At 73.2% G+C, this 20622-nt stretch carries 20 protein-coding genes and 1 riboswitch; of the genes, 7 read left to right on the top strand and 13 right to left on the bottom strand.

Features of this window, described 5'->3' with window-relative positions:
- Positions 1-54: 54 nt before the first annotated feature.
- Together ABWV20_RS05345 and ABWV20_RS05350 are read right to left on the bottom strand one after the other, a co-directional pair.
- Positions 55-1449 carry a nitronate monooxygenase gene (locus ABWV20_RS05345; RefSeq protein ID WP_353353790.1) on the bottom strand — a complete coding sequence of 465 codons (1395 nt, stop codon included), beginning with the start codon at positions 1447-1449 and terminating at the stop codon, positions 55-57.
- Between the two features lie 126 nt (positions 1450-1575).
- Positions 1576-2340, bottom strand: coding sequence for an SIR2 family NAD-dependent protein deacylase (locus tag ABWV20_RS05350; protein ID WP_353353791.1), 765 nt, complete (start codon positions 2338-2340; stop codon positions 1576-1578).
- A gap of 77 nt (positions 2341-2417) precedes the next feature.
- Between ABWV20_RS05350 and ABWV20_RS05355 the strand changes: the two genes are divergently transcribed.
- Positions 2418-3383 (top strand): L-lactate dehydrogenase, encoded by a 966-nt coding sequence (locus ABWV20_RS05355; RefSeq protein ID WP_353353792.1) that lies wholly within the window; start codon positions 2418-2420, stop codon positions 3381-3383.
- 155 nt (positions 3384-3538) lie between these two features.
- Here ABWV20_RS05355 and ABWV20_RS05360 read toward each other — a convergent pair whose 3' ends face one another.
- Entirely contained in the window at positions 3539-5551 is a 2013-nt protein-coding gene (locus tag ABWV20_RS05360; RefSeq protein WP_353353793.1) for an ABC1 kinase family protein, read from the bottom strand.
- A gap of 94 nt (positions 5552-5645) precedes the next feature.
- On the opposite strand from ABWV20_RS05360, the gene ABWV20_RS05365 reads away from it, so the two are divergent.
- The gene (locus tag ABWV20_RS05365; protein ID WP_353353794.1) at positions 5646-6296 is read left to right on the top strand and encodes a TetR/AcrR family transcriptional regulator; all 651 of its coding nucleotides are present in this window, start codon (positions 5646-5648) and stop codon (positions 6294-6296) included.
- A 31-nt stretch (positions 6297-6327) separates the two neighbouring features.
- Positions 6328-7167 (top strand): thioesterase family protein, encoded by an 840-nt coding sequence (locus ABWV20_RS05370; protein WP_353353795.1) that lies wholly within the window; start codon positions 6328-6330, stop codon positions 7165-7167.
- Positions 7168-7261: 94 nt separating this feature from the next.
- Here ABWV20_RS05370 and ABWV20_RS05375 read toward each other — a convergent pair whose 3' ends face one another.
- The 4 genes from ABWV20_RS05375 to ABWV20_RS05390 form a co-directional block, all read right to left on the bottom strand.
- Complete coding sequence (locus ABWV20_RS05375; RefSeq protein WP_353353796.1) at positions 7262-7792, bottom strand: hypothetical protein; 531 nt, start codon at positions 7790-7792, stop codon at positions 7262-7264.
- 146 nt (positions 7793-7938) lie between these two features.
- Complete coding sequence (locus ABWV20_RS05380; protein WP_353353797.1) at positions 7939-8358, bottom strand: OsmC family protein; 420 nt, start codon at positions 8356-8358, stop codon at positions 7939-7941.
- Positions 8359-8400: 42 nt separating this feature from the next.
- Positions 8401-9414, bottom strand: coding sequence for an LLM class flavin-dependent oxidoreductase (locus ABWV20_RS05385; RefSeq protein WP_353353798.1), 1014 nt, complete (start codon positions 9412-9414; stop codon positions 8401-8403).
- Between the two features lie 60 nt (positions 9415-9474).
- Positions 9475-9888 carry a DUF732 domain-containing protein gene (locus ABWV20_RS05390; protein ID WP_353353799.1) on the bottom strand — a complete coding sequence of 138 codons (414 nt, stop codon included), beginning with the start codon at positions 9886-9888 and terminating at the stop codon, positions 9475-9477.
- 27 nt (positions 9889-9915) lie between these two features.
- Between ABWV20_RS05390 and ABWV20_RS05395 the strand changes: the two genes are divergently transcribed.
- Positions 9916-10200 (top strand): hypothetical protein, encoded by a 285-nt coding sequence (locus ABWV20_RS05395; protein WP_353353800.1) that lies wholly within the window; start codon positions 9916-9918, stop codon positions 10198-10200.
- Positions 10201-10221: 21 nt separating this feature from the next.
- Here the strand turns inward: ABWV20_RS05395 and ABWV20_RS05400 are convergent, their stop codons facing one another.
- From ABWV20_RS05400 to ABWV20_RS05425, 6 genes are all read right to left on the bottom strand, one after another.
- Entirely contained in the window at positions 10222-11436 is a 1215-nt protein-coding gene (locus ABWV20_RS05400) for a pyridoxal phosphate-dependent aminotransferase (RefSeq protein WP_353353801.1), read from the bottom strand.
- Between the two features lie 142 nt (positions 11437-11578).
- Positions 11579-13684, bottom strand: coding sequence for a polyprenol phosphomannose-dependent alpha 1,6 mannosyltransferase MptB (gene mptB / locus ABWV20_RS05405; RefSeq protein ID WP_353353802.1), 2106 nt, complete (start codon positions 13682-13684; stop codon positions 11579-11581).
- Positions 13677-14273 carry a histidine phosphatase family protein gene (locus tag ABWV20_RS05410; protein WP_353353803.1) on the bottom strand — a complete coding sequence of 199 codons (597 nt, stop codon included), beginning with the start codon at positions 14271-14273 and terminating at the stop codon, positions 13677-13679. Before ABWV20_RS05410 ends, mptB begins: the two co-directional genes overlap by 8 nt.
- 2 nt (positions 14274-14275) lie before the next feature.
- Positions 14276-14755: a hypothetical protein gene (locus tag ABWV20_RS05415; protein ID WP_353353804.1), complete on the bottom strand. Its 480-nt coding sequence runs from the start codon at positions 14753-14755 to the stop codon at positions 14276-14278.
- 129 nt (positions 14756-14884) lie between these two features.
- Complete coding sequence (locus ABWV20_RS05420) at positions 14885-17383, bottom strand: ATP-binding cassette domain-containing protein (RefSeq protein ID WP_353353805.1); 2499 nt, start codon at positions 17381-17383, stop codon at positions 14885-14887.
- A gap of 19 nt (positions 17384-17402) precedes the next feature.
- On the bottom strand, positions 17403-18038 hold the full coding sequence (locus tag ABWV20_RS05425) for an ECF transporter S component (protein ID WP_353353806.1): 636 nt from the start codon (positions 18036-18038) through the stop codon (positions 17403-17405).
- 94 nt (positions 18039-18132) lie between these two features.
- Positions 18133-18248, bottom strand: a riboswitch (TPP riboswitch).
- A 61-nt stretch (positions 18249-18309) separates the two neighbouring features.
- Here ABWV20_RS05425 and ABWV20_RS05430 point away from each other — a divergent pair.
- The 3 genes from ABWV20_RS05430 (at position 18310) to ABWV20_RS05440 (ending at position 20563) form a co-directional block, all read left to right on the top strand.
- The gene (locus tag ABWV20_RS05430) at positions 18310-18738 is read left to right on the top strand and encodes a DUF4235 domain-containing protein (RefSeq protein WP_353353807.1); all 429 of its coding nucleotides are present in this window, start codon (positions 18310-18312) and stop codon (positions 18736-18738) included.
- Between the two features lie 79 nt (positions 18739-18817).
- Positions 18818-20221, top strand: a complete 1404-nt coding sequence (locus ABWV20_RS05435) for an MBL fold metallo-hydrolase RNA specificity domain-containing protein (protein WP_353353808.1) — start codon at positions 18818-18820, stop codon at positions 20219-20221.
- A 132-nt stretch (positions 20222-20353) separates the two neighbouring features.
- The gene (locus ABWV20_RS05440) at positions 20354-20563 is read left to right on the top strand and encodes a DUF1918 domain-containing protein (protein ID WP_353353809.1); all 210 of its coding nucleotides are present in this window, start codon (positions 20354-20356) and stop codon (positions 20561-20563) included.
- The last annotated feature ends 59 nt before the right edge of the window (positions 20564-20622 follow it).

The raw sequence follows: 20622 nt of genomic DNA on the forward strand, positions 1-20622 counted from the left end.
CATACGACCGCAGTGGCCGTATGCCGCTGGGCTCGCCGCCGACGGGAGGTGGCGTCAGGCGACGGTGACGTGGGCGAGCAGGAAGTCGACTGCCTCGGTGGCGGACCAGCCGCTCGGGTGCGCCTCGAGGAGGCGGCGCGCGCCGTCGAGGTCCTGGCCGAGGGTCACGGCGGGCATCTCGTCGTAACCGTCACGGCGGTGCTGCCCCATGCCGACATCGGCCATCAGCGCATTGCAGAGGCACTTGCGGCCGAGGGTCGCCTCGAGCGAGCCGCCCTTCTTGACGTAGGCGTCCACCGGCTCTGCGGCACAGCGGTAGCCCACCGACCCGTCGACCCGCTCGAACGGCTCGCGCAGGTAGGACAGGTCGCAGAGGCGGGGCCGGGCGGCGTACTCGTCGGGCTCCGACAGGGTGCCGGGGAGGCTCGCGACCTTGAACGGGAAGCCCGTCGGGGACGCGGCGGGGTCGTTGCGGACGACGAGCGTGCCGGCCGCGAGCCCACCGAGGAGCTGGCGCCGGATGTCGAGGGTGATCCCGGACTCCTCGCAGAGCGCGAAGATCGTGCCGACCTGGACGCCCGCGGCGCCGGCCTCGACGGCCTCGGCGACGCGCTCCGGTGTGCCGTAGGCCCCGGCCAGCCAGAAGGGCAGGCCGATCTTCGCCATGGCGGTGAGGTTCGCGTAGTCGCGCTCGCTGTAGATGGGCTGGCCGTCGTCGTCGAGCGTGAGCTGGCCGCGCGGGGGCGCGCTGTGCCCGCCCGCGACCGGGCCCTCGACGACGAAGCCGTCCGGCCGGATCGACTCGTCGCGGTGGAGGTAACCGGCAAGGCTGTGCAGGGAGATGATGGCGAGGAACTTCGGGCGGGGCAGCACCGGCAGGTGCGCCCCGAGGACCTCCACCGGGTCGACCGTGCTCGTGTGGGTGCGGGTCGCGTCGGTGACGTCGATGGTGAGCGTGCCCGGACGGCCCGACGCGAAGTCGGTGAGCAGCTGCGGGATCTCGCGGGGGATCCCCGCGCCCATGAGGACGTAGTCGACGCCGGCCACCATGGCGCCGAGCGCCGCCGACGGCGTCGCCATCTGGACCTTCTCCAGGAAGTTGATGCCGACGATGCCGTCGTGCCCCTCCTTCGCGAGCCAGACGTGGGCGAAGTTGCCGAGCACGGACATCTCGACCGCGCCGCGGCTGGGGTTGATGGTCAGGGTCGGATTGGGGCGGTAGGAGGTGCCGGCCGCCCGTCCGCCCTCGATGAAGTAGCGGTCGAGGGCGCGCTGCGCCATCTCCTGGTCGGGGAAGGCGGCCAGGGCCCGGCGCAGGTGGCCACCGGGGTCGCCGTCCTGCAGGCCGCGGGCGAGGACCGCGTCGAGCGCCGTGCCCGAGACGACCCCCAGCTGGCCCCGTTGCGAGACCGCTCGGGCCAGCGGCCAGGCGGACACGTTGACGCCCATTCCGCCCTGTATGACGACAGGGGCTCGGTGCCCATCCATGCAGAACCTCCGCGACCGTAACCTACGCTTCCGTAACCAACGGTACGCCCTGATAGGGTCGATCGCCCAAACGACGTGCTCGTCGTCTCAGCGCTCAGGCAGCCGCGCCGCCTCGACGAGGGCCGGCAACGCGACCGCCGCCGTCTCCCGCCAGACGTGATGAGCCACGTCGGAGACCTCGGTCTCGACCGGGTTGACCTCGACGACGACCGCGCCCGCGGCACGGGCGATGGCCGGCAGGCCGGCGGCCGGGTGGACGATGCCCGATGTCCCGACGACGAGGACGAGGTCGGCGTCCTCGACCCGGGCCACCGCCTCGGACCACGGGCCCAGCGGGAGCGCTTCCCCGAACCAGACGACGCCGGGGCGGATCGCCGCGCCGCACGCGCCGCACCGCGGTGGCTCGACGCGGTCCACGCCCTCTGCCACGGAGGGCAGGGGGCCGTCGTAGCGCTGCGCGCAGTCCTCGCACCGCCAGTCCGCGAGGGCTCCGTGGAGGTGGACGACCTCGGAGCTGCCCGCTCGCTCATGGAGGTCGTCGACGTTCTGGGTGACGACCGCGACCTCGGGGCCGTCTGCCCCGGCCCAGCCGGCGACCGCGCGGTGACCCGCGTGCGGCTCGACGGTGGACACCAGACCGAACCGCCAGAGGTACCAGGCCAAGACGAAGGGCCGGTCCCGGCGCCAGGCCTGCGGCGTGGCCAGCTCCTCGGGCGAGTAGCGCTCCCAGAGGCCGGACTGCGCGTCCCGGAAGGTCGGGACACCGCTCTCTGCGGACATCCCCGCGCCGGTGAGCACGACGACGCGTCTCGCCGATCGAGCCGCCGTCAGGACCGGTTCGGGCACCGCCATGCCGACTAGGGTGGCACAGGCGTCCTGCGCCCGCGGGTCGCCCCGATGGCCCGTGCCGCCCCGAACCGGAGGAAGCCTTGACCGAGATCCCACGTCGGCGGACCACCAAGCTCGGCATCGTCGGAGCCGGAGCGGTGGGCGCGACCCTCGCCTATGCGGCGCTGATGAGGGGCGCGGCACGAACCGTCGCGCTCTACGACATCGACGCCGCCAAGGTGTCGGCCGAGGCGCTCGACCTCGGCCACGGCATCCAGTTCATGCCGATGGCGCACGTCGTCGGGTCGGACGACGTCGACGTCCTCGCCGACTGCGACGTCATCGCCTTCACCGCCGGCGCCAAGCAGAAGCCGGGCCAGACCCGCCTCGAGCTGGCCGGCACGACCATCGCGCTCGTCCGCCGGCTCATGCCCGAGCTGGTCCGGGTCGCCCCGCACGCCGTGCACCTGCTCGTGACCAACCCGGTCGACGTCGTCACCTACGCCGCCCTGAAGACGTCCGGGCTACCGCGGGAGCGCGTCTTCGGCTCGGGCACGGTGCTCGACTCGTCGCGCCTGCGGTTCCTCCTCGCCGAGCACACCGGCGTCGCCGTGCAGAACATCCACGCCTACATCGCGGGCGAGCACGGGGACTCCGAGCTCCCCCTGTGGAGCTCGGCGTCGATCGCCTCGGTCCCGCTGCTCGAGTGGAAGGGGCTCGAGGGCCGCGGCCCGCTCAGCGCCGACGACCGGGAGCGGATCGCGCGCGACGTCGTCGACTCGGCCTACCGGATCATCGCCGGCAAGGGCGCGACGAACTACGCCATCGGCCTCGCCGCCTCGCGCATCATCGAGGCGGTCGTCAACGACGAGCGGCGCATCCTGCCCGTGTCCTCGCTCCTCGAGGACTACCACGGGATCAGCGACGTGTGCCTGTCCGTGCCGACCCTGGTCCACGCGGGAGGCGCCGGCGAGGCGGTCGACGTCCCGCTCACCGAGGCGGAGCTGGCCGGCCTGCGACGGTCGGCCGACGCGGTGCGGGCGACGGCGGGGCAGTTCGGCCTCTGACCGACGCAACACACCGAGTTGCGTGCAACACACCGGGATCGGATCCGGGTGTGTTGCACGGAACTCGGTGTGTTGCGTTTCCGCGGGCGCAGCGGCCGCGCGGGCGCAGCGGCCGCGCGGGCGCAGCGGCCGCGCGGGCGCAGCGGCCGCGCCGGTCAGCGGCGCCAGTCGGAGCGCAGCGCGTCGGCTGTCGTGCGGTGCTGGTGGAAGATCAGCACGAGCACCCGGCTGCCGAGGACGAAGCCGAAGAAGAGCAGGGTGAACCCGAGGAACGAGTTGAGCTCCACCGTCGGGGTCATCATCGGGCCGCCGTCGGACGCGACGAGGAGGATGCCGCCGAGCACGCACGCCGCCGCCAGGGCCGTCATGACGACCTGGTGGACGATTCCCGTGATGAAGGCCCGGTCACGCGGGTCGCCGAGCGCCCGGACGTTGACGGTGAGCCGACCGGCCTCCACGTCCTCCGTGATCTTGTTGATGCGCCGGGGCAGGCGCTGGATGACGGGAAGCAGGCTGGCCAGCTGGGCCTCGAGCGTCTCCTTGGCGGCCGCCGGGGTCATCGTCTGGGTGACCAGGCCGCGGCCCTGTTCGCGGGCGGCCTCGACGAGGTCCATGCCGGGGCTGATGAGCCGAAGACTTCCTTCGAGGGAGCCGAGGGCCCGGAAGGCGGCGGCCACCTGCGACGGGACCGCGAAGCCGTGGTCGAGGACCAGCCGGAAGAGGTCGACGAAGAGAGCCGCGCTGCCGGCGGACGACAGCCCCGAGCCGTGCCGCAGGATCAGCTGCCCGACCTCGCGCTCGAGCCGCCGGTCGTCGAGGTGCTCGCTCCGGTCGAGCAGGTCGAGCAGCGCGTCCGCGGCCCCGAGGGAGTCCTGCCGGTCGACCGCGGCGAGGAGCAGCCCGATCGACGTCCGGGCGCCGCGGTCGAGCCGGCCCACCGCGCCGAGGTCGAGCAGCCCCAGCCCGCCCTCCTCGGACACGAAGATGTTGCCCGGGTGCAGGTCCGCGTGGAAGACGCCGGTGATGACGACCTGGTGGAGGACGACACCGAGCAGGTCCTCGGCCATCTGCCGACGCTCGGCCGGGCTGAAACGGCTGAGGACCGGCTCGGCGGCGGACACGGGCGAGCCGCTCATCCGCTCCATCACGATGACGTGCGAGGTGGACAGGTCCTCGCGTGCCCGGGGCACCGTGACCCGGGGGAACCCCGCCCGCGCGACTCCCTCGGCGACGGCGCGCATGTTGCCAAGCTCGACTCGGTAGTCGAGCTCCTCCTCGAGGGACCGCGCGAAGCCCTTGGCGAGTCCGTCGACACCGAGGCGGCGCCCCCAGCCCGTCGTGCGGTCGAGCCAGGCCCCGAGCCGGAGCACGATGTCCAGGTCGGCGAGGGCCTGGCGGCGCGCCTCCGGCCGCTGGATCTTGACGACGACCTCCTCGCCACCGATGAGCTGGGCGCGGTGGACCTGGGCGACGGAGGCCGCCGCCACCGGCACCTCGTCGACGTGCTCGAAGACCTCGGCGAGGGGCCGGCCCACCTCCCGCGCGAGCACCGAGTGGATCTGCGGCCAGGGCGCCGGCGGCACGTTGCTCTGCAGCGACGAGAGCTCGCGCACGTAGGCCTCGGGAAGCAGGTCGGGCCGCGAGGAGAGCATCTGGCCGAGCTTGATGAAGGTGACCCCGCCCTCGGTCAGCGCCTCTCGGAGGGACCGCGCGACCTTGGAGGCCGGCACGTCACCGGCGGCCCGGGCCCCCGTGGGGCGCAGGTAGGCGGACAGTCCGTGGGCCGCGGCGATCCTCACGATCTTCGAGTAGCGGACCGCCCGGCGGCGCCGGAGGGGCACGGAGCGGAGGAGCGCGACCGGGCCGGGCAGGGTGCCGGTCGGCACGAACGCCTCGAGCACGGCGAGGATCGCGACCTGCGCGGCGAGGAGCCAGCCGACAGTCAGCCCGAGGATCGCGGCCGTCGCGGCCACCTGGTCGGTGGCCGCCAGGTCGAGGTGCAGGGCCGCGGTGATCCACGTGCCGACGCCGCTGAACGTCCCGAGCATGAGCAGGCTGACGACGATGGTCCTCGGCCAGCCGACGGGGACTCCGAGCAGTCGGCGCGTGACGACGGCCACCACGGCAACGTTGACGACGGTGGCGAGTGCATAGGTCAGGAAGTCCATCGGTCCCCCATCGGTGGTTCGCTGTCGGGGCTACTCTGCCCCACTCGCCGCGGGCCGGCTCCACCTTTGTCCCGGGGGCGGCCATGATGGGAGGGTGAGCGTCGCCCGCGAGACCTATCACCACGGTGACCTGCGCCGGGCCCTGCTCGAGGCGGGACTGGACCTGGCTCGTGCCGGCGGCCCGGACGCGGTGGTCCTCCGCGAGGCGACCCGGCGGGTCGGGGTCTCGGCGAACGCCGCCTACCGGCACTTCGCCGACCGCGACGCGCTGCTGGCGGACGTCGTCTCGCGAGCGCAGGCTGAAGCCGCCGACGTCATCGCCGAGGCCATCGGCGAGGTCGACGGTGCCGGGGACCCCGCGTCGCGGTCCCGGGCCCGGTTCCGCGCCGTCGGCGTGGGCTACCTCCGCTTCGCCCTGACCGAGCCGGGCCTGTTCCGCACCGCCTTCGCCGTCCCCACGGACCTCAGCCGTTCCGCGTCGCCCGATGCGGCCGGCGGGTGCGGGCGCACCCCGTTCCAGCTGCTGTCCGACCAGCTCGATGAGATGCTCGCGACCGGCGTGCTGCCCGCTGCGGAGCGGCCCGGGGCGGAGCTGCTCGCCTGGTCCGCGGTCCATGGGCTCGCCATGCTGGCCCTCGAGGGCCCACTCCGGGACCTGCCACGCACTGCCATCGATGCGCTGACCCCCCGTCTCGTGCGCATGGTCGACCTCGGCCTCGGAGTGGTCCGGCCCCCATCCGCATAGACGCTCGACCCGGCACCCGTAGGCTCGCTGCGTGAGCACGCAGGACTCCTCCCCCGACCGGTCGCCCGACTCGACCTTCGCCCTCGAGGTCGACGTCCCCGCCTTCTACCGGCCACTCGGCAATGACCTCTTCGCACCGACGATCCACGTGCAGGGCGCGTGGCGCGACGACGAGCAGCACATGGCCCCGGTCGGTGGTCTCCTCACGCATGCCATCGACCGGCACGAGCCGCGTGACGAGATGCAGCTCGCGCGGGTCAGCTTCGACATCCTCGGGATGATCCCGGCCCGGCCGAGCCTGGTCACGGTCCGCACGACCCGGCCGGGGCGCAGCATCGAGCTCCTCGAGGGGACGCTCTCGGTCGACGGGCGCGACGTCGTCCGGGCGCACGCCTGGCGGCTCGCGGCGCATGACTCCACTCCGGTGGCCGGGGTGGAGTTCGAGCCGATGCCGGGGCCGGACGAGTTCCCCGAGTGGCGCGGTGTCGACGTGTGGCCGGGCGGCTACATCCGCGGCGTCGAGTTCCGCGCCGACCCCGAGCGCCGCCCCGGGCGCACCCGGACGTGGATCCGCACGCCGCACGCCCTCGTCGACGGCGAGGTGGGCTCCCCGACGGCCGACCTGATCCGTCTCGTCGACACCGCGAACGGCATTGCGGTGCGGGCCTCCCCGCAGGACTGGATGTTCCCCAACGTCGACCTGACGATCCACCTTTTCCGAGAGCCGGTGCGAGGCTGGGTCGGTTTCGACACCCAGGTCACCATGGGCACGACCGGGATGGGCCTGACGTCGACGACCCTCCACGACGAGCGCGGACCGGTCGGTCGCGCGGAGCAGATCCTCACCGTCCGCCCGATGCCGCCCGGCTGACCCAGCCACCGCCCGAGGACGCCGCCGTATGCCGCTGAGCTGAGCGGCATACGGCCGTGCGGTGGGGCGGATGGCCGGCTTTGCGGGCGCGCGGTCAGGGCCCGACGGGGACGTTCTGGTTGAGCTCGATGGCTGCGGAGCACTCGCTCTCGAGGTCGAGGGTCTGGCCGGCCACGCTCGCCCGGTAGTCGACGGCGGCCCCGTCGGGTCGCTGGCCGGAGACGGTGAACTCTGCGCCGGCGGAGTCGGGGGTGAACTGGCCGGAGATGGTGAAGTCGTGCTCCTCGAGGTGCTTCCGCATGGCGGCGACGGCTGCCTCGGCGTCCGCGACGGGCTGTCCGAGGAGGAGCAGCTGGAGCGTGTGCTTGCCCGGCAGGCCGGTGCAGGCCTGGCCGCGGAGGCCGCCGATGTCACCCGCGGCCCAGGGCCGGCTGTCCTCGAAGGTCCAGCCCGCGGTGCCGGTCGCGGCGACGACCGACTCGGCAAGCGGCACGAAGTCGGTCGCGACCTGCTCCGGGGAGCGGTTCTGGGCCGCTCCTGCGCCGCCGGCCGAGCAGCCGGTCAGCCCGAGGAGAACGAGGACCATGCCCGCGCGGGCGGCCCCCCTGGTCATGCGGCCGGCCATCAATTGTCCTCACGTCGAAGCCGATTCGTCGGGCGCCCGGCGGGACGCCTCGTGGAGCCTAGCGCGGGTGTCCGCCAGGTGAGACATCGAAATCGGCTTGCGGAGTCAGGCGTGGCGATGATCACGCACGGCGCCCCCGGGGACGGTCACTCGATGCGCGAGGTGACCTTCGCCCCGAGCATGACGGTGCGGCTGACGGTGCAGAACTCCTCGTGCGAGCGTCGCACGAGGCTGGGCAGGATCGTGCGCGCAGCCTCGCCGCCCTCGCCGTCCGGGAAGCGGACCCGGAAGGTCACCTCGATGTCCTTGAGGTGGTTGCCCTGCTCGTCCTTGACCTTGTCGGCCGTCACCTCGATCTCGAAGCTGTCGGGCTCGGCGCGGCGCGTCGTCACGGTGTCGACGTCGACGGCGGTGCAAGCGGCGATCCCGGCGAGGAGCAGCTCCACGGGTGAGAGCTCTTCGGTCCCGGAGCTCGTCGTGATCGAGCCGCCGCGCTCGTTGCGCACCGTGTAGTGGCCCATCGTGTCTCGCGTCAGCGTGACGCGACGCAGGTCCTTGTCGGTCATGGGGTCAGCCTCTCAGATCGGTGATCGGTGGTTCGTGCGCGGTCAGTGCCAGGCGTCGGCGAGCAGCTCGAGTGACCGCCGGCGGGCCTCGGGGTCGAAGGCGCCGCACGTGACGATGACCTCGTCGACGCCGGTCGCCCGGGTGAAGTCGGCGAGCTGACCGCGCACGTCGTCAGGTGTGCCGACGAAGGAGACGCGGGTCATCTCGGTCACCGCGGACCGCTCTGCCGGTGACCAGGACGCCACCAGCTCAGCCGGTGACAGCTCGGCGGGCGGCTGCAGACCACTGCGCCGGTTGGTGACGATCCCCCTGAAGCGCTCTAGGACGGAGGTGAAGAGACGCTCGGCCTCGGCCCGGGTGTCGGCGACCATGACGTTGGCACCGGCCATGGTGCGCGGCGCATCGAGGCCGGCGGGCCGGGGTGACGGGTGGAAGCCGCGACGATAGACCTCGAGGGCGCTCATCAGCGCGGCGGGGGCGAAGTGCGAGGCGAACGAGTAGGGCAGGCCGAGAGCCGCTGCGACCTGGGCGCCCGCGTGGCTCGAGCCGAGGACCCAGACGGGGACGTGGGTGCCCTCCCCCGGGATGGCACGCACGGCGGCCCCGGGGTCGGGGTCGCCGAGGTAGCCCTGGACCTCCTCCACCTCGGCGGCGAAGTTCATCGCGGCGAGCTCGTTGCGCCGCAGGGCCCGCGCGGTGGCCGGGTCGGTCCCCGGCGCCCGCCCCAGACCGAGGTCGATCCGGTCCGGATACATCGTCGCGAGGGTGCCGAACTGCTCGGCGACGATGTACGGCGCATGGTTCGGCAGCATGATGCCGCCGGCCCCGACCCGGATCGTCGAGGTGTGGGCCGCGACGTGCCCGATCAGGACCGCCGTCGACGAGGAGGCGACTCCGCGGAAGTTGTGGTGCTCGGCCATCCAGTACCGGCCATAGCCCCACCGCTCTGCGTGCTGGGCGAGGTCGACCGTCTGCGCGATGGCATCCGAGGCCGAGCCGCCTTCGGCGATCGGGACGAGGTCGAGGACGTTGAGCTGGGCGCGGGTCGTGGTCACGGTGGTGCCAACCCGCAGGTCGGGCCAGTTCTTCCGGCCGGCCACTCTCGGGTTGCCGGATCAGGGGAGGTCGAGCTGGGCGACCTGGTCGTCGTAGTCGGGACACAGGGCGTCGACGGCGGCGGCCATGAGCTGCTTGGTCCGCAACTGCTCCCCGTCGTTGCCGAGCGGCCGCCCGGCCCCGTCGACGGCGATCTCGCGGAGCGATGCGCCGTTCTGCAGGGCCCAGCACACCGTCGTCCCCGTCTCGATGTCGTCATCGACGGTCGCGCCGGTCACGAAGGCCCCGCGCTCGCGCGCGACGAGGACGAAGCGGGCCTCCTCGGCACTGATCGTCGGCCGGGCCCGGGCGACGTCGGGCGGCAGGTCGGTCAGTCCCGGCTGCTCCTCCGTGCAGGCGCCCAGCACAGCCACGAACGCCACCGCCACGGCGGTGCTGCGCACCGACCTCGGGACCGCGGAGCGGACGGGCATCTGGATCTCCATCGTTAGGCTGAACGGGTGACTCCAGCCGATCATCCCCCACCGCGGCAGGGGGGCGTTCACCTCGCGGCGGAGGCGCCGCTCGCGAGGTCCGCGCTGGCCGCCGCGTTCGCCGGGGTCGTCCTCGGGTTCTGCTTCGTGCCGCAGCTCCTCGGCCTCGCCCTGGGCGGCATCAGCCTGACCCGCGAGCCGGAGGGGCGCCGCCACGCCGCCCTCGCCATCGCCCTGTCCCTCGTGCTCACCGTCGTCTGGGGCGTCCTGCTCGGAGCCCTGCTGAAGTGGTGGGCCGGCTCGGTCGCCTGAGCCGGCCCAGCGGCATACGGGCTACTGGGAGTACGTCGAGAGGAAGCGCTCGATCCGCCCCACGGCGTCCTCGAGCTCCTCCACGCGCGGCAGGAACACGATCCGGAAGTGGTCGTGGGTCGGCCAGTTGAAGCCGGTGCCGTGGACGACGAGCAGCTTCTCCTCGCTGAGCAGGTCGTAGGCGAACCGCTCGTCGTCGAGGATCCGGTGGACCTTCGGGTCGAGCCGCGGGAAGAGGTAGAGCGCGCCCTGCGGCTTCGTGCACGACACGCCGGGGATCTGGTTGAGCAGCTCCCACGCCCGGTCGCGCTGCTCGAGGAGCCGGCCACCGGGGTGGATCAGCTCGTTGATCGACTGGTAGCCGCCGAGCGCGACCTGGATGGCGTGCTGGGCCGGCACGTTGGCGCACAGGCGCATGTTGGCGAGGATCTCGAGACCCTCGATGTAGCTGCGAGCATGCTCCTTCGGTCCGGTCAGCGCGAGCCAGCCGGACCGGAACCCCGCCACCCGGTAGGCCTTGGACAGGCCGTTGAAGGTGAGGCAGAACAGGTCGGGCGCGAGCGCGGCGATGGACGTGTGCTTCGCTCCGTCGTAGAGGATCTTGTCGTAGATCTCGTCCGCCATGATGATCAGCTGGTGCTGGCGCGCGAGCTCGGCGATCCCCTCGAGAACGTCGGCCGGGTAGACGGCGCCGGTCGGGTTGTTGGGGTTGATGACGACGATCGCCTTGGTGCGGTCGGTGATCTTCCCGGCGATGTCGTCGAGGTCGGGCGCCCAGTCCGCCTGCTCGTCGCAGACGTAGTGGACGGGCGTGCCGCCGGCCAGCGACGCGGCCGCGGTCCACAGCGGGTAGTCCGGCGCGGGGATGAGGACCTCGTCGCCGTTGTTGAGCAGGCCCTGCATGGCCATGACGATGAGCTCGCTGACGCCGTTGCCGAGGTAGATGTCCTCGATGTCCAGGCGGGGGAAGTCACGGACCTCGTAGTGCTGCTTGATGGCTCGGCGGGCGCTGACGATGCCCTTGCTGTCGCTGTAGCCCTGCGCCGTGGGCAGGGCCCGGATGACGTCGACGAGGATGTCCTCGGGCGCCTCGAAGCCGAAGGGCGCCGGGTTGCCGATGTTGAGCTTGAGGATCCGGTGGCCCTCGTCCTCGAGCCGCTTGGCCTCGGCGAGCACCGGTCCGCGGATCTCGTAGCAGACGGACGCGAGCTTCTTGGACTGGGACACGAGGCGCATGGGCCACAGCGTGTCAGGTGAGGCTGGGAGCCGCCCCGTGATTCTCGTCATGTGATCCGTGCGTGGCCGCGCTCAGGGGTGGCCGTATGCCGCTGGGCCCGCCGGGTGCCCAGGGTGCGCTGGGCCGGGGGTCGGGTCGGGCTCAGTGCAGCAGGCAGGCAAGGGAGCTGGCCTCGCTCGTCAGGGTGAGGCGAACCCCGACCGCTCCGTCCGGGGGGCTGACCCGCGCGGTCAGCTCGCGACCGTCCTCCTCCAGCCGCAGGACGACGCCGTCCTCGGCCGTGAGCCGCCGCCAGCCGTGGGCGCGGAGGTACGTCTCGATGTCGTCGACCGTGGGACCGGTGATCGCGCCCCAGGTGAGCTCGGTCCAGCCCTCGTCGGTGAGGCCGCAGGGTGGTCTCGAGCTGATCCCGAGCGGTGCGAGCTCCCCCCGGATCTCCTGGGCCCGGCCCCGGAGCCCGGCGTAGGCGGCGACGTCGTCGGCGTTGGTCCGGGCCGTGAGGGCCCACAGCGCGAAGGCGAGGAGACCGAGGACGACGACAGCGAAGAAGAGCGCGAGGCCCCGCCGAGGGCGACGGCGCACCCGCAGGTCGGTCGTGGCCCACCCCGACCCGGGAGCCGAGGAGGGCCACCCCCCATCGGGCGGCGAGGTCCGCGGACGCACCTGGCTATCATCTCCCACCGGGGCCGTCGCCAGAGGGCGATCCAGCGAGAGGGCGCCCGCCCAGTCGACGCGCCGGGCCCAGCGCAGCGCCGCCCGGAGCAGGAACACCGACGCGAGGACGGCCAGCGGGACGCCGACGGCCGTCGTCGTGAGGCCGAGGCTGTAGCCATCGGGCAGCTGTGCGAACGCGAGGACGGTCGCCGCGGCGGGCAGCCACCGCTGCGACGCCGGGCTGGACTCGCCCGCCCGGTCGGTCGCGGCGAGCAGGGGCAGGGCCCAGAGGAAGTACCACCCCAGGAAGGCCGGCGCGAGGACGACCACGGCGAGGAACGCCCACCCAGCCGCGCGGACCACCCTCCGGTCCGCGGTACCGATGGCGGCAGAGGCGCCCGGCTTGGCCGCCGCCAGCCAGATCAGCACGAGCACGACGGCGAGCACGACGAGCCCGAGGGTCCGCGAGACGGTGATGCCCGACTCGCGCCACTCCGGACGCCCGAGGACATGTCCGACGGCCCCCACCGCCATGCCCAGCGCAGTCGGCAGCGAGGTCCACTGCTCGTTCCGTCCCGGCGTCGCCATCGGGTTGAGCCACGCCGTGCCGATCCCCGCCGCGCGGCTCACCAGGGCCATGACGAGCGCGGCGGTCACGACGGTGAGGGCGAGACCGGACGCCACCTCGCGGCGTCTGAGGGAGCCGAGCCACTCCGCGGCATGGTCGTCCTCCCCGAGCTGAGCGCGAGCCAGCCGCCGCGCCCAGAGAAGGGCGACGAAGGGCAGCGCCACGACGGCAGTGACCTTGACCATCGCTCCCAGTGCGACGAGGACGACGGCGGGGACGAAGCGGCCGCGCAGGGCCAGGGCGAACCCGGCGACGACGGCGGCGACCATCACCGCGTCGTTGTGGGCGCCGCTGACGAAGTGCGCGCCGACGAGCGGGGCCGAGACAGCGAGCCAGGCGGCGGGCCGGCCCGGTGCGCCCACACGGCGTGCCACGTCGGAGACCGCCCATGCCAGGACGACGGCCGCGGCCACCGCCACCACCCGCAGCAGGAGGAGCGCCACCCAGAGCTGGTCGCCGGCGATCACTGCCGCGCCGCGAGCGATGAGGAGCCACACCGGCCCGTAGGGCGACGGGCTCTCGAGCCACGTGGGCGCCGTCGACTCCCTCCAGTCGGACGTCAGATCGCTCACGCCGTGCTCGTAGGGGCTCAGGCCCTCGGCCCAGAGCGCACCCTGCGCGGCATACGAGTAGAGGTCGCGGCTGTAGAGCGGCACGGACAGCAGGAGCGGCGCGAACCAGAGCGCAGCGGTCCCCCACCACCATCGTTCGCCCACCGCCGCGGTCCGCAGCCGCCACCACGCGAGGACGAGCCCACCCATCGCCACGACGGACACGGTCGCGGCCAGCGGGGAGCCGCCCGACTCCGCGGTCGGCGCCAGCCCGGGCCACAGGATCCGCGTGTGCAGGGTCGGCCTCGACCCGGACCCCCACGAGGACGCCGCCAGGGCGATCGCCGAGGCGAGTCCGACGAACCGCCACCCGCGGACGTCGCGAGATGAGGTCGGGCGGGCGCCGTCACCCATGGATGATCGGCTCGTCACCCCAGGCGAGCAGGCGCCATCCCGCGTCGGGGTCGCCCTCCAAGGTCATGACGAGCGTGTTGTCGACCCGCCGCGTCTCGAAGAAGGCCGGCTGGAGGCCCGTCGCTGCCGCCACCCACACCCGCATGGCCGCGCCGTGGCTCACGGCGAGCGCGGACGCGTGCCCGTCCCCGGCGATGCGCCGGATCGCGGACTCGTAGCGCGCTATGAAGCCGATGCCGGAGTCGCCGCCCGGGATCGTGTGCTCCGGGTCGTCCCGCCAGCGTTGCACGGAGTCGACGAAGGGCCCCCAGTCCGTCGACATCTCGTAGTCGCCCGCCTGGATCTCCCGGAGGCCGGGCAGCACGACGACCTCGAGGCCGAGGGCGGCCGCCAGCGGCTCGGCGGTCTGCTGCGCGCGGCGCAGGTCGGAGACATAGATGGCGCCGAGTTCCTCGCCGCCCAGTCGCGCCGCGAGCTGCTCGGCCTGCCGACGGCCGGAGTCGGTGAGGTCCAGGCCCGGGACGGCAGTGTCGAGCTGACGCGCGACGTTGGCGTGCGTCTCGCCGTGACGGACGAGGAAGAGGCGCATCGTCACTGGTCCTTGTCGGTCACGCCGGTCAGGCACTGGACGGTGGCCGGGTCGACGTCCGGGTCGGAGTGGAAGGCCGGGGCCTCGACCGGCACCGTCTCACCAGGCGGGACGGTGAGGTCCATCTCGTGGACGGTCAGCAGCGTCATGTCGGCGGAGGACACGAGCGAGATGGCCACCGTGATCGGCAGCTCCTCGCCCGTGGTGTTCGCGAAGGTCCCCCGGTAGCTCCAGACGCCGTCCGTCTGGTCGCAGGACTCGGTCGTGAGCAGGTCGCCGAGGTCGAACAGACCACCGCTGCCCGCGGCCGACGTCTCGACGGCCTCCGGCTCGGTCTGCAACGGCGTGATCGTGGGCTGGATGGGGACGCTGACCGTCCCCTCGTCGGTGGGCGCCTGGTCCGGTTGGCCGCACCCGGCCACCCCCACCACGGAGGTGACCGCGAGAGCGAGCCCAGCGGCATACGTCAACGGCCTGCGCACGGGGCCCATTGTGCCCTGTGCACCCCGCACGTCGAGTGCGCACTGCGTGTCGGGACCCCGGCGCCCGCTCCGAGTCCCGAGTCCCCCAGTCCCCGAGTCCCCCAGTCCCCGAGTCACCGAGCGTGGTCCTCACGCCGGCAGGAGGAAGCGGGCGCCGAACCCGGCCGCGATGACGAGCAGGCCGGCGACGACCGCCAGCGTGTCGGCGGGCCGCCACGGAGCATCGTCGGCCCAGGTGCGCCGGCGAGCCTCGGCGAAACCGCGCGCGTCCATGGCGAGGGCGAGGCTGGCCGCCTGCCCGAGCGCCCCGATGAGCAGCCCTCCGGTGACGACGACGGCCTCCCACACGCGGGGGACGACGCCACGGTCGGCGCGGATGCCGCGCACGCGGCGCGTCTTCATCAGCTCGTCCCAGAGGGCGTCGAACGACTGGACGCGCTGCAGCGCCGCCGTGGCGGCAACGACGGGCCGGGGTGGGAGCCGGAGCCGCTGCGCGAGCTGGTCTCCGAGGCGCTCCGGGTCGAGGTAGCCCACGACGAAGGCGGAGGGGACGACGAGGCACAGGACCCGGAGGGCGGCCCCGGAAGCCACCTCGAGGTCGCGGCCACCGAGGAGCCAGGCGGACCAGGCGACCCCGAGGACGGCGAGGGCAGCCGGGGCGAGCCGCGCGAGGACGCCTCGGACCCGCGCAGCGGGGCGGCGGCCCGGCCCCGGTGCGACGAGGCCGATGAGCCCGAGGAGGACCTCGACGCCGAGGACGGCGAGCCCTTGACGCCAGGTCTCGAGCACGGCGGGCAGCGGGAGCACGCTGAGCCCGACGGCGAGCAGAGCGAGCGGCCCGGCCCGGGAGACCAGGGGAACACGCTCCGGCACCGCCGGCGGCGGCTGGGGCGGGGGCGCCGAGAGGTGCCTCGTCTCGTCGGCCCGCCCGATGGCGCCCTCGTCGTGCGTCGTGACGACGAGCGCCGCACCCTCGTCGCGGGCCGCCTCGAGGATCCCCATGACCGCCGCCCAGGTCAGACGGTCCTGTCCCACGGTCGGCTCGTCGGCCAGGACGAGCGCGGGTCCGTGCAGGATCGCCGAGGCCACGGCGAGCCGGCGCTGCTCCCCGCCCGACAGGTGACGTGGGTCGACGCCGGCGAGGCCGCTCAGCCCCAGCGCGGCGAGCACCTCGTCGGCGCGCTCCTCGCTCACCGACGGGTCGAGCCCCAACGCCCGCGGCGTGGTGAGGACGTCGTCGCGCACCGTGCGCCCGACGACGGCAGAGGCCGACCGCTGCGGGACCCAGGCGACGACACGCGCAAGGTCCGGCGAGGACCACTCGTGCGGCGGCGCCAGGCCCGCGCCGGCGGGGGCCGACTCGCCCGGGCCGCCGGGCGTCAGGGCCGGGGCGAAGGAGACCCGACCTGCGGCCGGGGCGGTGAGCCCACCCAGCGCTCCCATCAACGAGGTCTTGCCAGAGCCGCTCGGCCCGACCAACGCCAGGACCCGACCGGCCCGCACGTCGAGGTCGACGTCGCTGACCGCGGTCGTCGTCCGGCTCTCGGCGCCGAGTCGGCGAGCACGGTGCTCGACCGTCAGGCCGCGGGCGGCAGCCACGACCTCGCCCGCGCGGACCGTCCCCGCGGCGGCGCCCGCCGAGCCCGCCGAGCCCGCCGAGACCGCCGAGCCCGTCGCAACCGGCCACGGCGTCAGGTTCAGCCCGAGCGGCTCGGGCTCCGGGAAGTCCGGCACCCAGATCCCCTCGGCAGCCAGACGTTCGCCGTGCTCCCGGAGGACGACGGCGGGCGGCCCGTCAGCCATGACGGCGCCCTCCGAGTCGAGGACGACGATCCGGTCGACGAGGTCGATCCACCCGGTCAGGCGGTGCTCGACGACGACGAGCGTGAGGCCGCGACCGCGGGTCACGTCGTCGACGAGGCCCCGGACGGCTCCAGCCGTCGCGGTGTCGAGCATCGCGGTGGGTTCGTCGAGGAGCAGCACGCTGGGCTCCATGGCCAGCGCCCCGGCGAGAGCCAGGCGCTGCGACTCGCCGCCGCTCAGCGCGGACGGGGGGCTGTCCTGGGCCATCGTGAGCCCGACCTCGGCCAGGGTCGCAGCGATCCGCGGCGGCATCTCGCCCCGCGGCACCTCGACGTTCTCGAGGCCGAACGCGACGTCCCGCCCGATCGTCGAGGCCACCACTCCTGAGCCCGGGTCCTGCAGCACGAGGCCGACCGAGCCGGGCCGTTCCTGCGGCGCCTGCCCGTCGACCGTCACGGACCCGGAGAGGTCACCCGAGTCGGCGGTGAGGAGCAGGCCGGCGAGGGCCCGGAGCAACGTCGACTTGCCCGACCCGCTCGGCCCGGCGAGCAGGATCCGCTCGCCGGGCGCGATGGTCAGGTGCAGGCCGGCGAGGACCGGCCGCGCCCGGCCGTAGGGCCGCCAGGTCAGGTCCTCGACGCGGACGCGGGCGCCGGCGGGGGCGCGCGTGGCTGCGCTGACCCCCTCGGTCGGCGTCGCCGTGGCGATCTGGGTCACCGGGGCGATGGGCGTCACCGGGGCGATGGGCGTCACCGGGGCGATGGGCGTCACCGGGGCGATGGGGGGCACCGCGCCGTCGGCTCCCGGCCCGCTCCGCGTCGGCATCACTGTCCGTCCCGCTGGGTCAGACCGCGTCGCGCTCCCGGAGCTGCTGGCCCGGTGGGAACGCGTTGAGGGCTCCGGCGGCGGAGAGCAGCCAGGTGAGGAACACGGCGAGCAGCGAGCCGAAGACGGCCACCGAGGCGCCGAAGAGGAACAGGTAGGCGACCTTGTAGCCCATGTCCCAGTCCTGGTACCACGAGTACCACTCGTAGACGGCCTCGAAGGCCCCGCCGAGGAAGCCACCGAGGAGCAGGGGCGCCCAGCGGAACGTCGCGTAGGCGAAGGCCGCGAAGCCGAGCTCGACTCCGAGTCCCTGGACGAGCCCCGAGACGAGCGTGGTCAGCCCCCACTGCGTGCCGATGAGCGCCGAGACGATCGCGGCGAGCAGCTCCGTGAAGACGGCGGCGCCGGGCCGCCGGATGATGAGCATGCCGACGATGCCGGCGACGAGCCAGGGCCAGTTGAGCAGAGCGGACAGCGGGGGGAAGCCCGCGGAGATGAGGTTGGACGGGGTCTGGTAGGCGAGCCCCCACGCCCAGTAGGCGACGCCGAACGCGACGCCGAGGAAGGCGCAGGTGAGCAGGTCGATGGTCCGCCACCGGGACAGCGCTCCGGAGGCGCGGATCTCGGTGGGACGGACCGTCTTTGAGGTGGTCATGGTGTGGGTCTCCCGTGGTTTCCGTGAAGAAGGTGGATACCTCGGGGAGGGCACCCGGTGGCGGCCGTCATGGCGATGACGAGCCACGTGGGTGTCCTGAGAATTACCGACTCCCTTCGCCGGTGCTAACCGGAGCAGGTTCGAGGGTCTGCGGCCTCGTGATGTCACGGGCCGCACTCTCAGCGCGTCTGCGCTCCCCTGTCGTGAATAGGGCGGTGCTGTTCAGTTTTCAGCCTGACTCTACCCCCACGCACGTGGGTACAGTCACACCATGGCGAAGGCGACCAAAGCGGCGAAGACCGACGTGACCGCGCACGAAGCGGACAAGCACTCACCCCTCGGCGGAGTGGTCTGGAAGGCGATCACCGTCACCTCGACGGTCGTCGCGACGAGGCTCGCCACGACCGTCGCGTCGAAGGGGTGGAAGCTCGCGACCGGCAAGCCCGTCCCGATGCGCGGCGACTACGACAACGAGAAGACCCGCGACGTCGTCGCCTACACCGCCATCGCCGGCATGATCATGGCGGGGACCAAGGTTGCGGCGGAGCGCAAGGCCGCCGAGTACTACCGGCAGTCGACCGGTCACCTGCCGAAGGCGCTCGAGGACACCAAGCTGAGCCGCAAGGAGAAGAAGGCGCACAAGAAGCTCGAGAAGGCGGCGGCCAAGACGGAGAGGGGCGCCAAGAAGCTGGCGTCCTGAGCGGTCGGCTGACTGCTCCACCACATTCCCGCGACGCGCCCATCTGCGCGCGACACGATGATCGCGGGTGGTGATGACCGTGAGCGGCGCCGACGCAGCAACCGCACTGACCTTCCTCGGGGGCGTGGGGACCGTGACCGGGGGCAAGTTCCTGCTCGAGCACGCAGGTCAGCGGATCCTCGTCGACTGCGGCCTCTACCAGGGTGAGCGGCACTGGCGTCGGCTCAACTGGGACCCGCCGCCGCTCGACCCGACGACCGTCGCCGAGGTCATCCTCACCCATGCGCACCTCGACCACTGCGGCTACCTGCCTCGGCTGGTGCGCGACGGGTTCGCCGGGCCGGTGCACTGCACCCCGGGCACCGCTGAGCTGGCGCGCATCATCCTGCGGGACAGCGCCTTCCTCCAGGAGGAGGAGGCGGCGAACGCCGCGACCTACGGATGGTCGCGGCATCCCGAGCCACGGCCGCTCTACACGGTCGCCGACGCCGAGCGCGCCATCGCGCTGATGGAGCCCTGCGGTCCGGACCGCCGGCTCCGGCTGGGGGGCGACGGCAGCCGCGCCTCGGTGGACGTCAGCCTCTTCCGGGCGGGCCACATCCTCGGCGCGACCAGTCCGCACGTGACCGCCGGCGACGCCACCGTCCTCTTCTCGGGAGATCTCGGCCGTCCGGTCCACCCCATCCTCAAGGAGCGAGAGAGACCGCCAGCGGCTCGAACCGTCGTGATCGAGTCGACGTACGGCGACCGTGCCCACCCGGACGTCGACCCGGCGCACGGCATGATGTCGGCGGCGATCCGCAGAACCGTCGACCGGGGCGGCTCCGTCGTCGTGCCGGCCTTTGCCGTCGACCGCACCGAGATCGTCCTGCTCGCCCTCGCCGAGATGATGGCCCGGGGCGACATCCCCGACGTCCCCGTGTGGGTCGACAGCCCGATGGCGCTCGCTGCCCTCGCGGTCTATCAGGACCCGGCCCACCGCGACGAGGTCCGACCCGACGTCCTCGAGGCCATCGCCGGCATGCGACAGTTGCGTGCCGCACGGACCGCGGAGGAGTCGATGCGGCTCAACACCCCGGGGACTCCGTGCATCATGGTCTCGGCCTCCGGCATGGCCACCGGAGGCAGGGTGGTCCACCACCTGCGCCACCTGCTGCCACAGGAGCGCAACCTCGTCCTGCTGACCGGCTACCAGGCAGTCGGCACCCGGGGCCGCGCGCTCCTGGACGGGGCCGGGGAGCTCAAGCTGGCCGGCCGGTACGTCAGGGTCCGCGCCGAGGTCCTCCAGGTCGAGGACTTCTCGGTGCACGCCGACGCGGACGAGCTCGTCGCCTGGCTCGCGGAGCTGCCCGTGCAGCCTGAGACGGTCCACGTCGTCCACGGCGAGCCCGAGGCCAGCCGCGCTCTGGCCGGCCGGATCCGCGACGAGCTCGACTGCGCGGTCAACGTCCCGAGGCTGCTGGAGCGGGTCCTGCTCGACTGAGGACACCCGTGCCGCCAGTGTGACCCGACCCTGGCGGCGACGTGATCCTCACGTCACCCCTTCCGGCGGAGGCCTACGAAGTGGTGTGCTTGGAGCGGAACGATGCCGCACCGTCTGAGGAGGACCTGACTCATGAAGGCAGCCGTCGGAGACCGGATCACCATGGCCGCGGAGCACGTCGGCGAGCGCGTGCGTGAGGGCACGATCCGCGAGGTGCACGGCGAGGACGGGGCGCCGCCCTACCTCGTCGAGTGGTCGGACGGGCACACGGGCCTCATCCATCCCGGGCCCGGCTCGGTCCTCAAGTGCGAGCACGAGGAGGCGAGCAGCCCGGGCAGCTGACGCCAGGGTGCGTGCCGCCCCCGGGGTGACCAAGGCTCGGGACCAAAGTCCCTACTGCC

This window comes from Intrasporangium sp. DVR, assembly GCF_040365325.1.
Taxonomy (GTDB): domain Bacteria; phylum Actinomycetota; class Actinomycetes; order Actinomycetales; family Dermatophilaceae; genus Intrasporangium.

Excerpts from the sequence above, each read along its gene's own strand:
- ABWV20_RS05345 (WP_353353790.1), bottom strand. The coding sequence starts at position 1,449 with ATGGGCGTCAACGTGTCCGCCTGGCCGCTGGCCCGAGCGGTCTCGCAA.
- ABWV20_RS05350 (WP_353353791.1), bottom strand. The coding sequence starts at position 2,340 with ATGGCGGTGCCCGAACCGGTCCTGACGGCGGCTCGATCGGCGAGACGC.
- ABWV20_RS05360 (WP_353353793.1), bottom strand. The coding sequence starts at position 5,551 with ATGGACTTCCTGACCTATGCACTCGCCACCGTCGTCAACGTTGCCGTG.
- ABWV20_RS05375 (WP_353353796.1), bottom strand. The coding sequence starts at position 7,792 with ATGGCCGGCCGCATGACCAGGGGGGCCGCCCGCGCGGGCATGGTCCTC.
- ABWV20_RS05380 (WP_353353797.1), bottom strand. The coding sequence starts at position 8,358 with ATGACCGACAAGGACCTGCGTCGCGTCACGCTGACGCGAGACACGATG.
- ABWV20_RS05390 (WP_353353799.1), bottom strand. The coding sequence starts at position 9,888 with ATGCCCGTCCGCTCCGCGGTCCCGAGGTCGGTGCGCAGCACCGCCGTG.
- ABWV20_RS05400 (WP_353353801.1), bottom strand. The coding sequence starts at position 11,436 with ATGCGCCTCGTGTCCCAGTCCAAGAAGCTCGCGTCCGTCTGCTACGAG.
- mptB (WP_353353802.1), bottom strand. The coding sequence starts at position 13,684 with ATGGGTGACGGCGCCCGCCCGACCTCATCTCGCGACGTCCGCGGGTGG.
- ABWV20_RS05410 (WP_353353803.1), bottom strand. The coding sequence starts at position 14,273 with ATGCGCCTCTTCCTCGTCCGTCACGGCGAGACGCACGCCAACGTCGCG.
- ABWV20_RS05420 (WP_353353805.1), bottom strand. The coding sequence starts at position 17,383 with ATGCCGACGCGGAGCGGGCCGGGAGCCGACGGCGCGGTGCCCCCCATC.
- ABWV20_RS05425 (WP_353353806.1), bottom strand. The coding sequence starts at position 18,038 with ATGACCACCTCAAAGACGGTCCGTCCCACCGAGATCCGCGCCTCCGGA.
- ABWV20_RS05430 (WP_353353807.1), top strand. The coding sequence starts at position 18,310 with ATGGCGAAGGCGACCAAAGCGGCGAAGACCGACGTGACCGCGCACGAA.
- ABWV20_RS05440 (WP_353353809.1), top strand. The coding sequence starts at position 20,354 with ATGAAGGCAGCCGTCGGAGACCGGATCACCATGGCCGCGGAGCACGTC.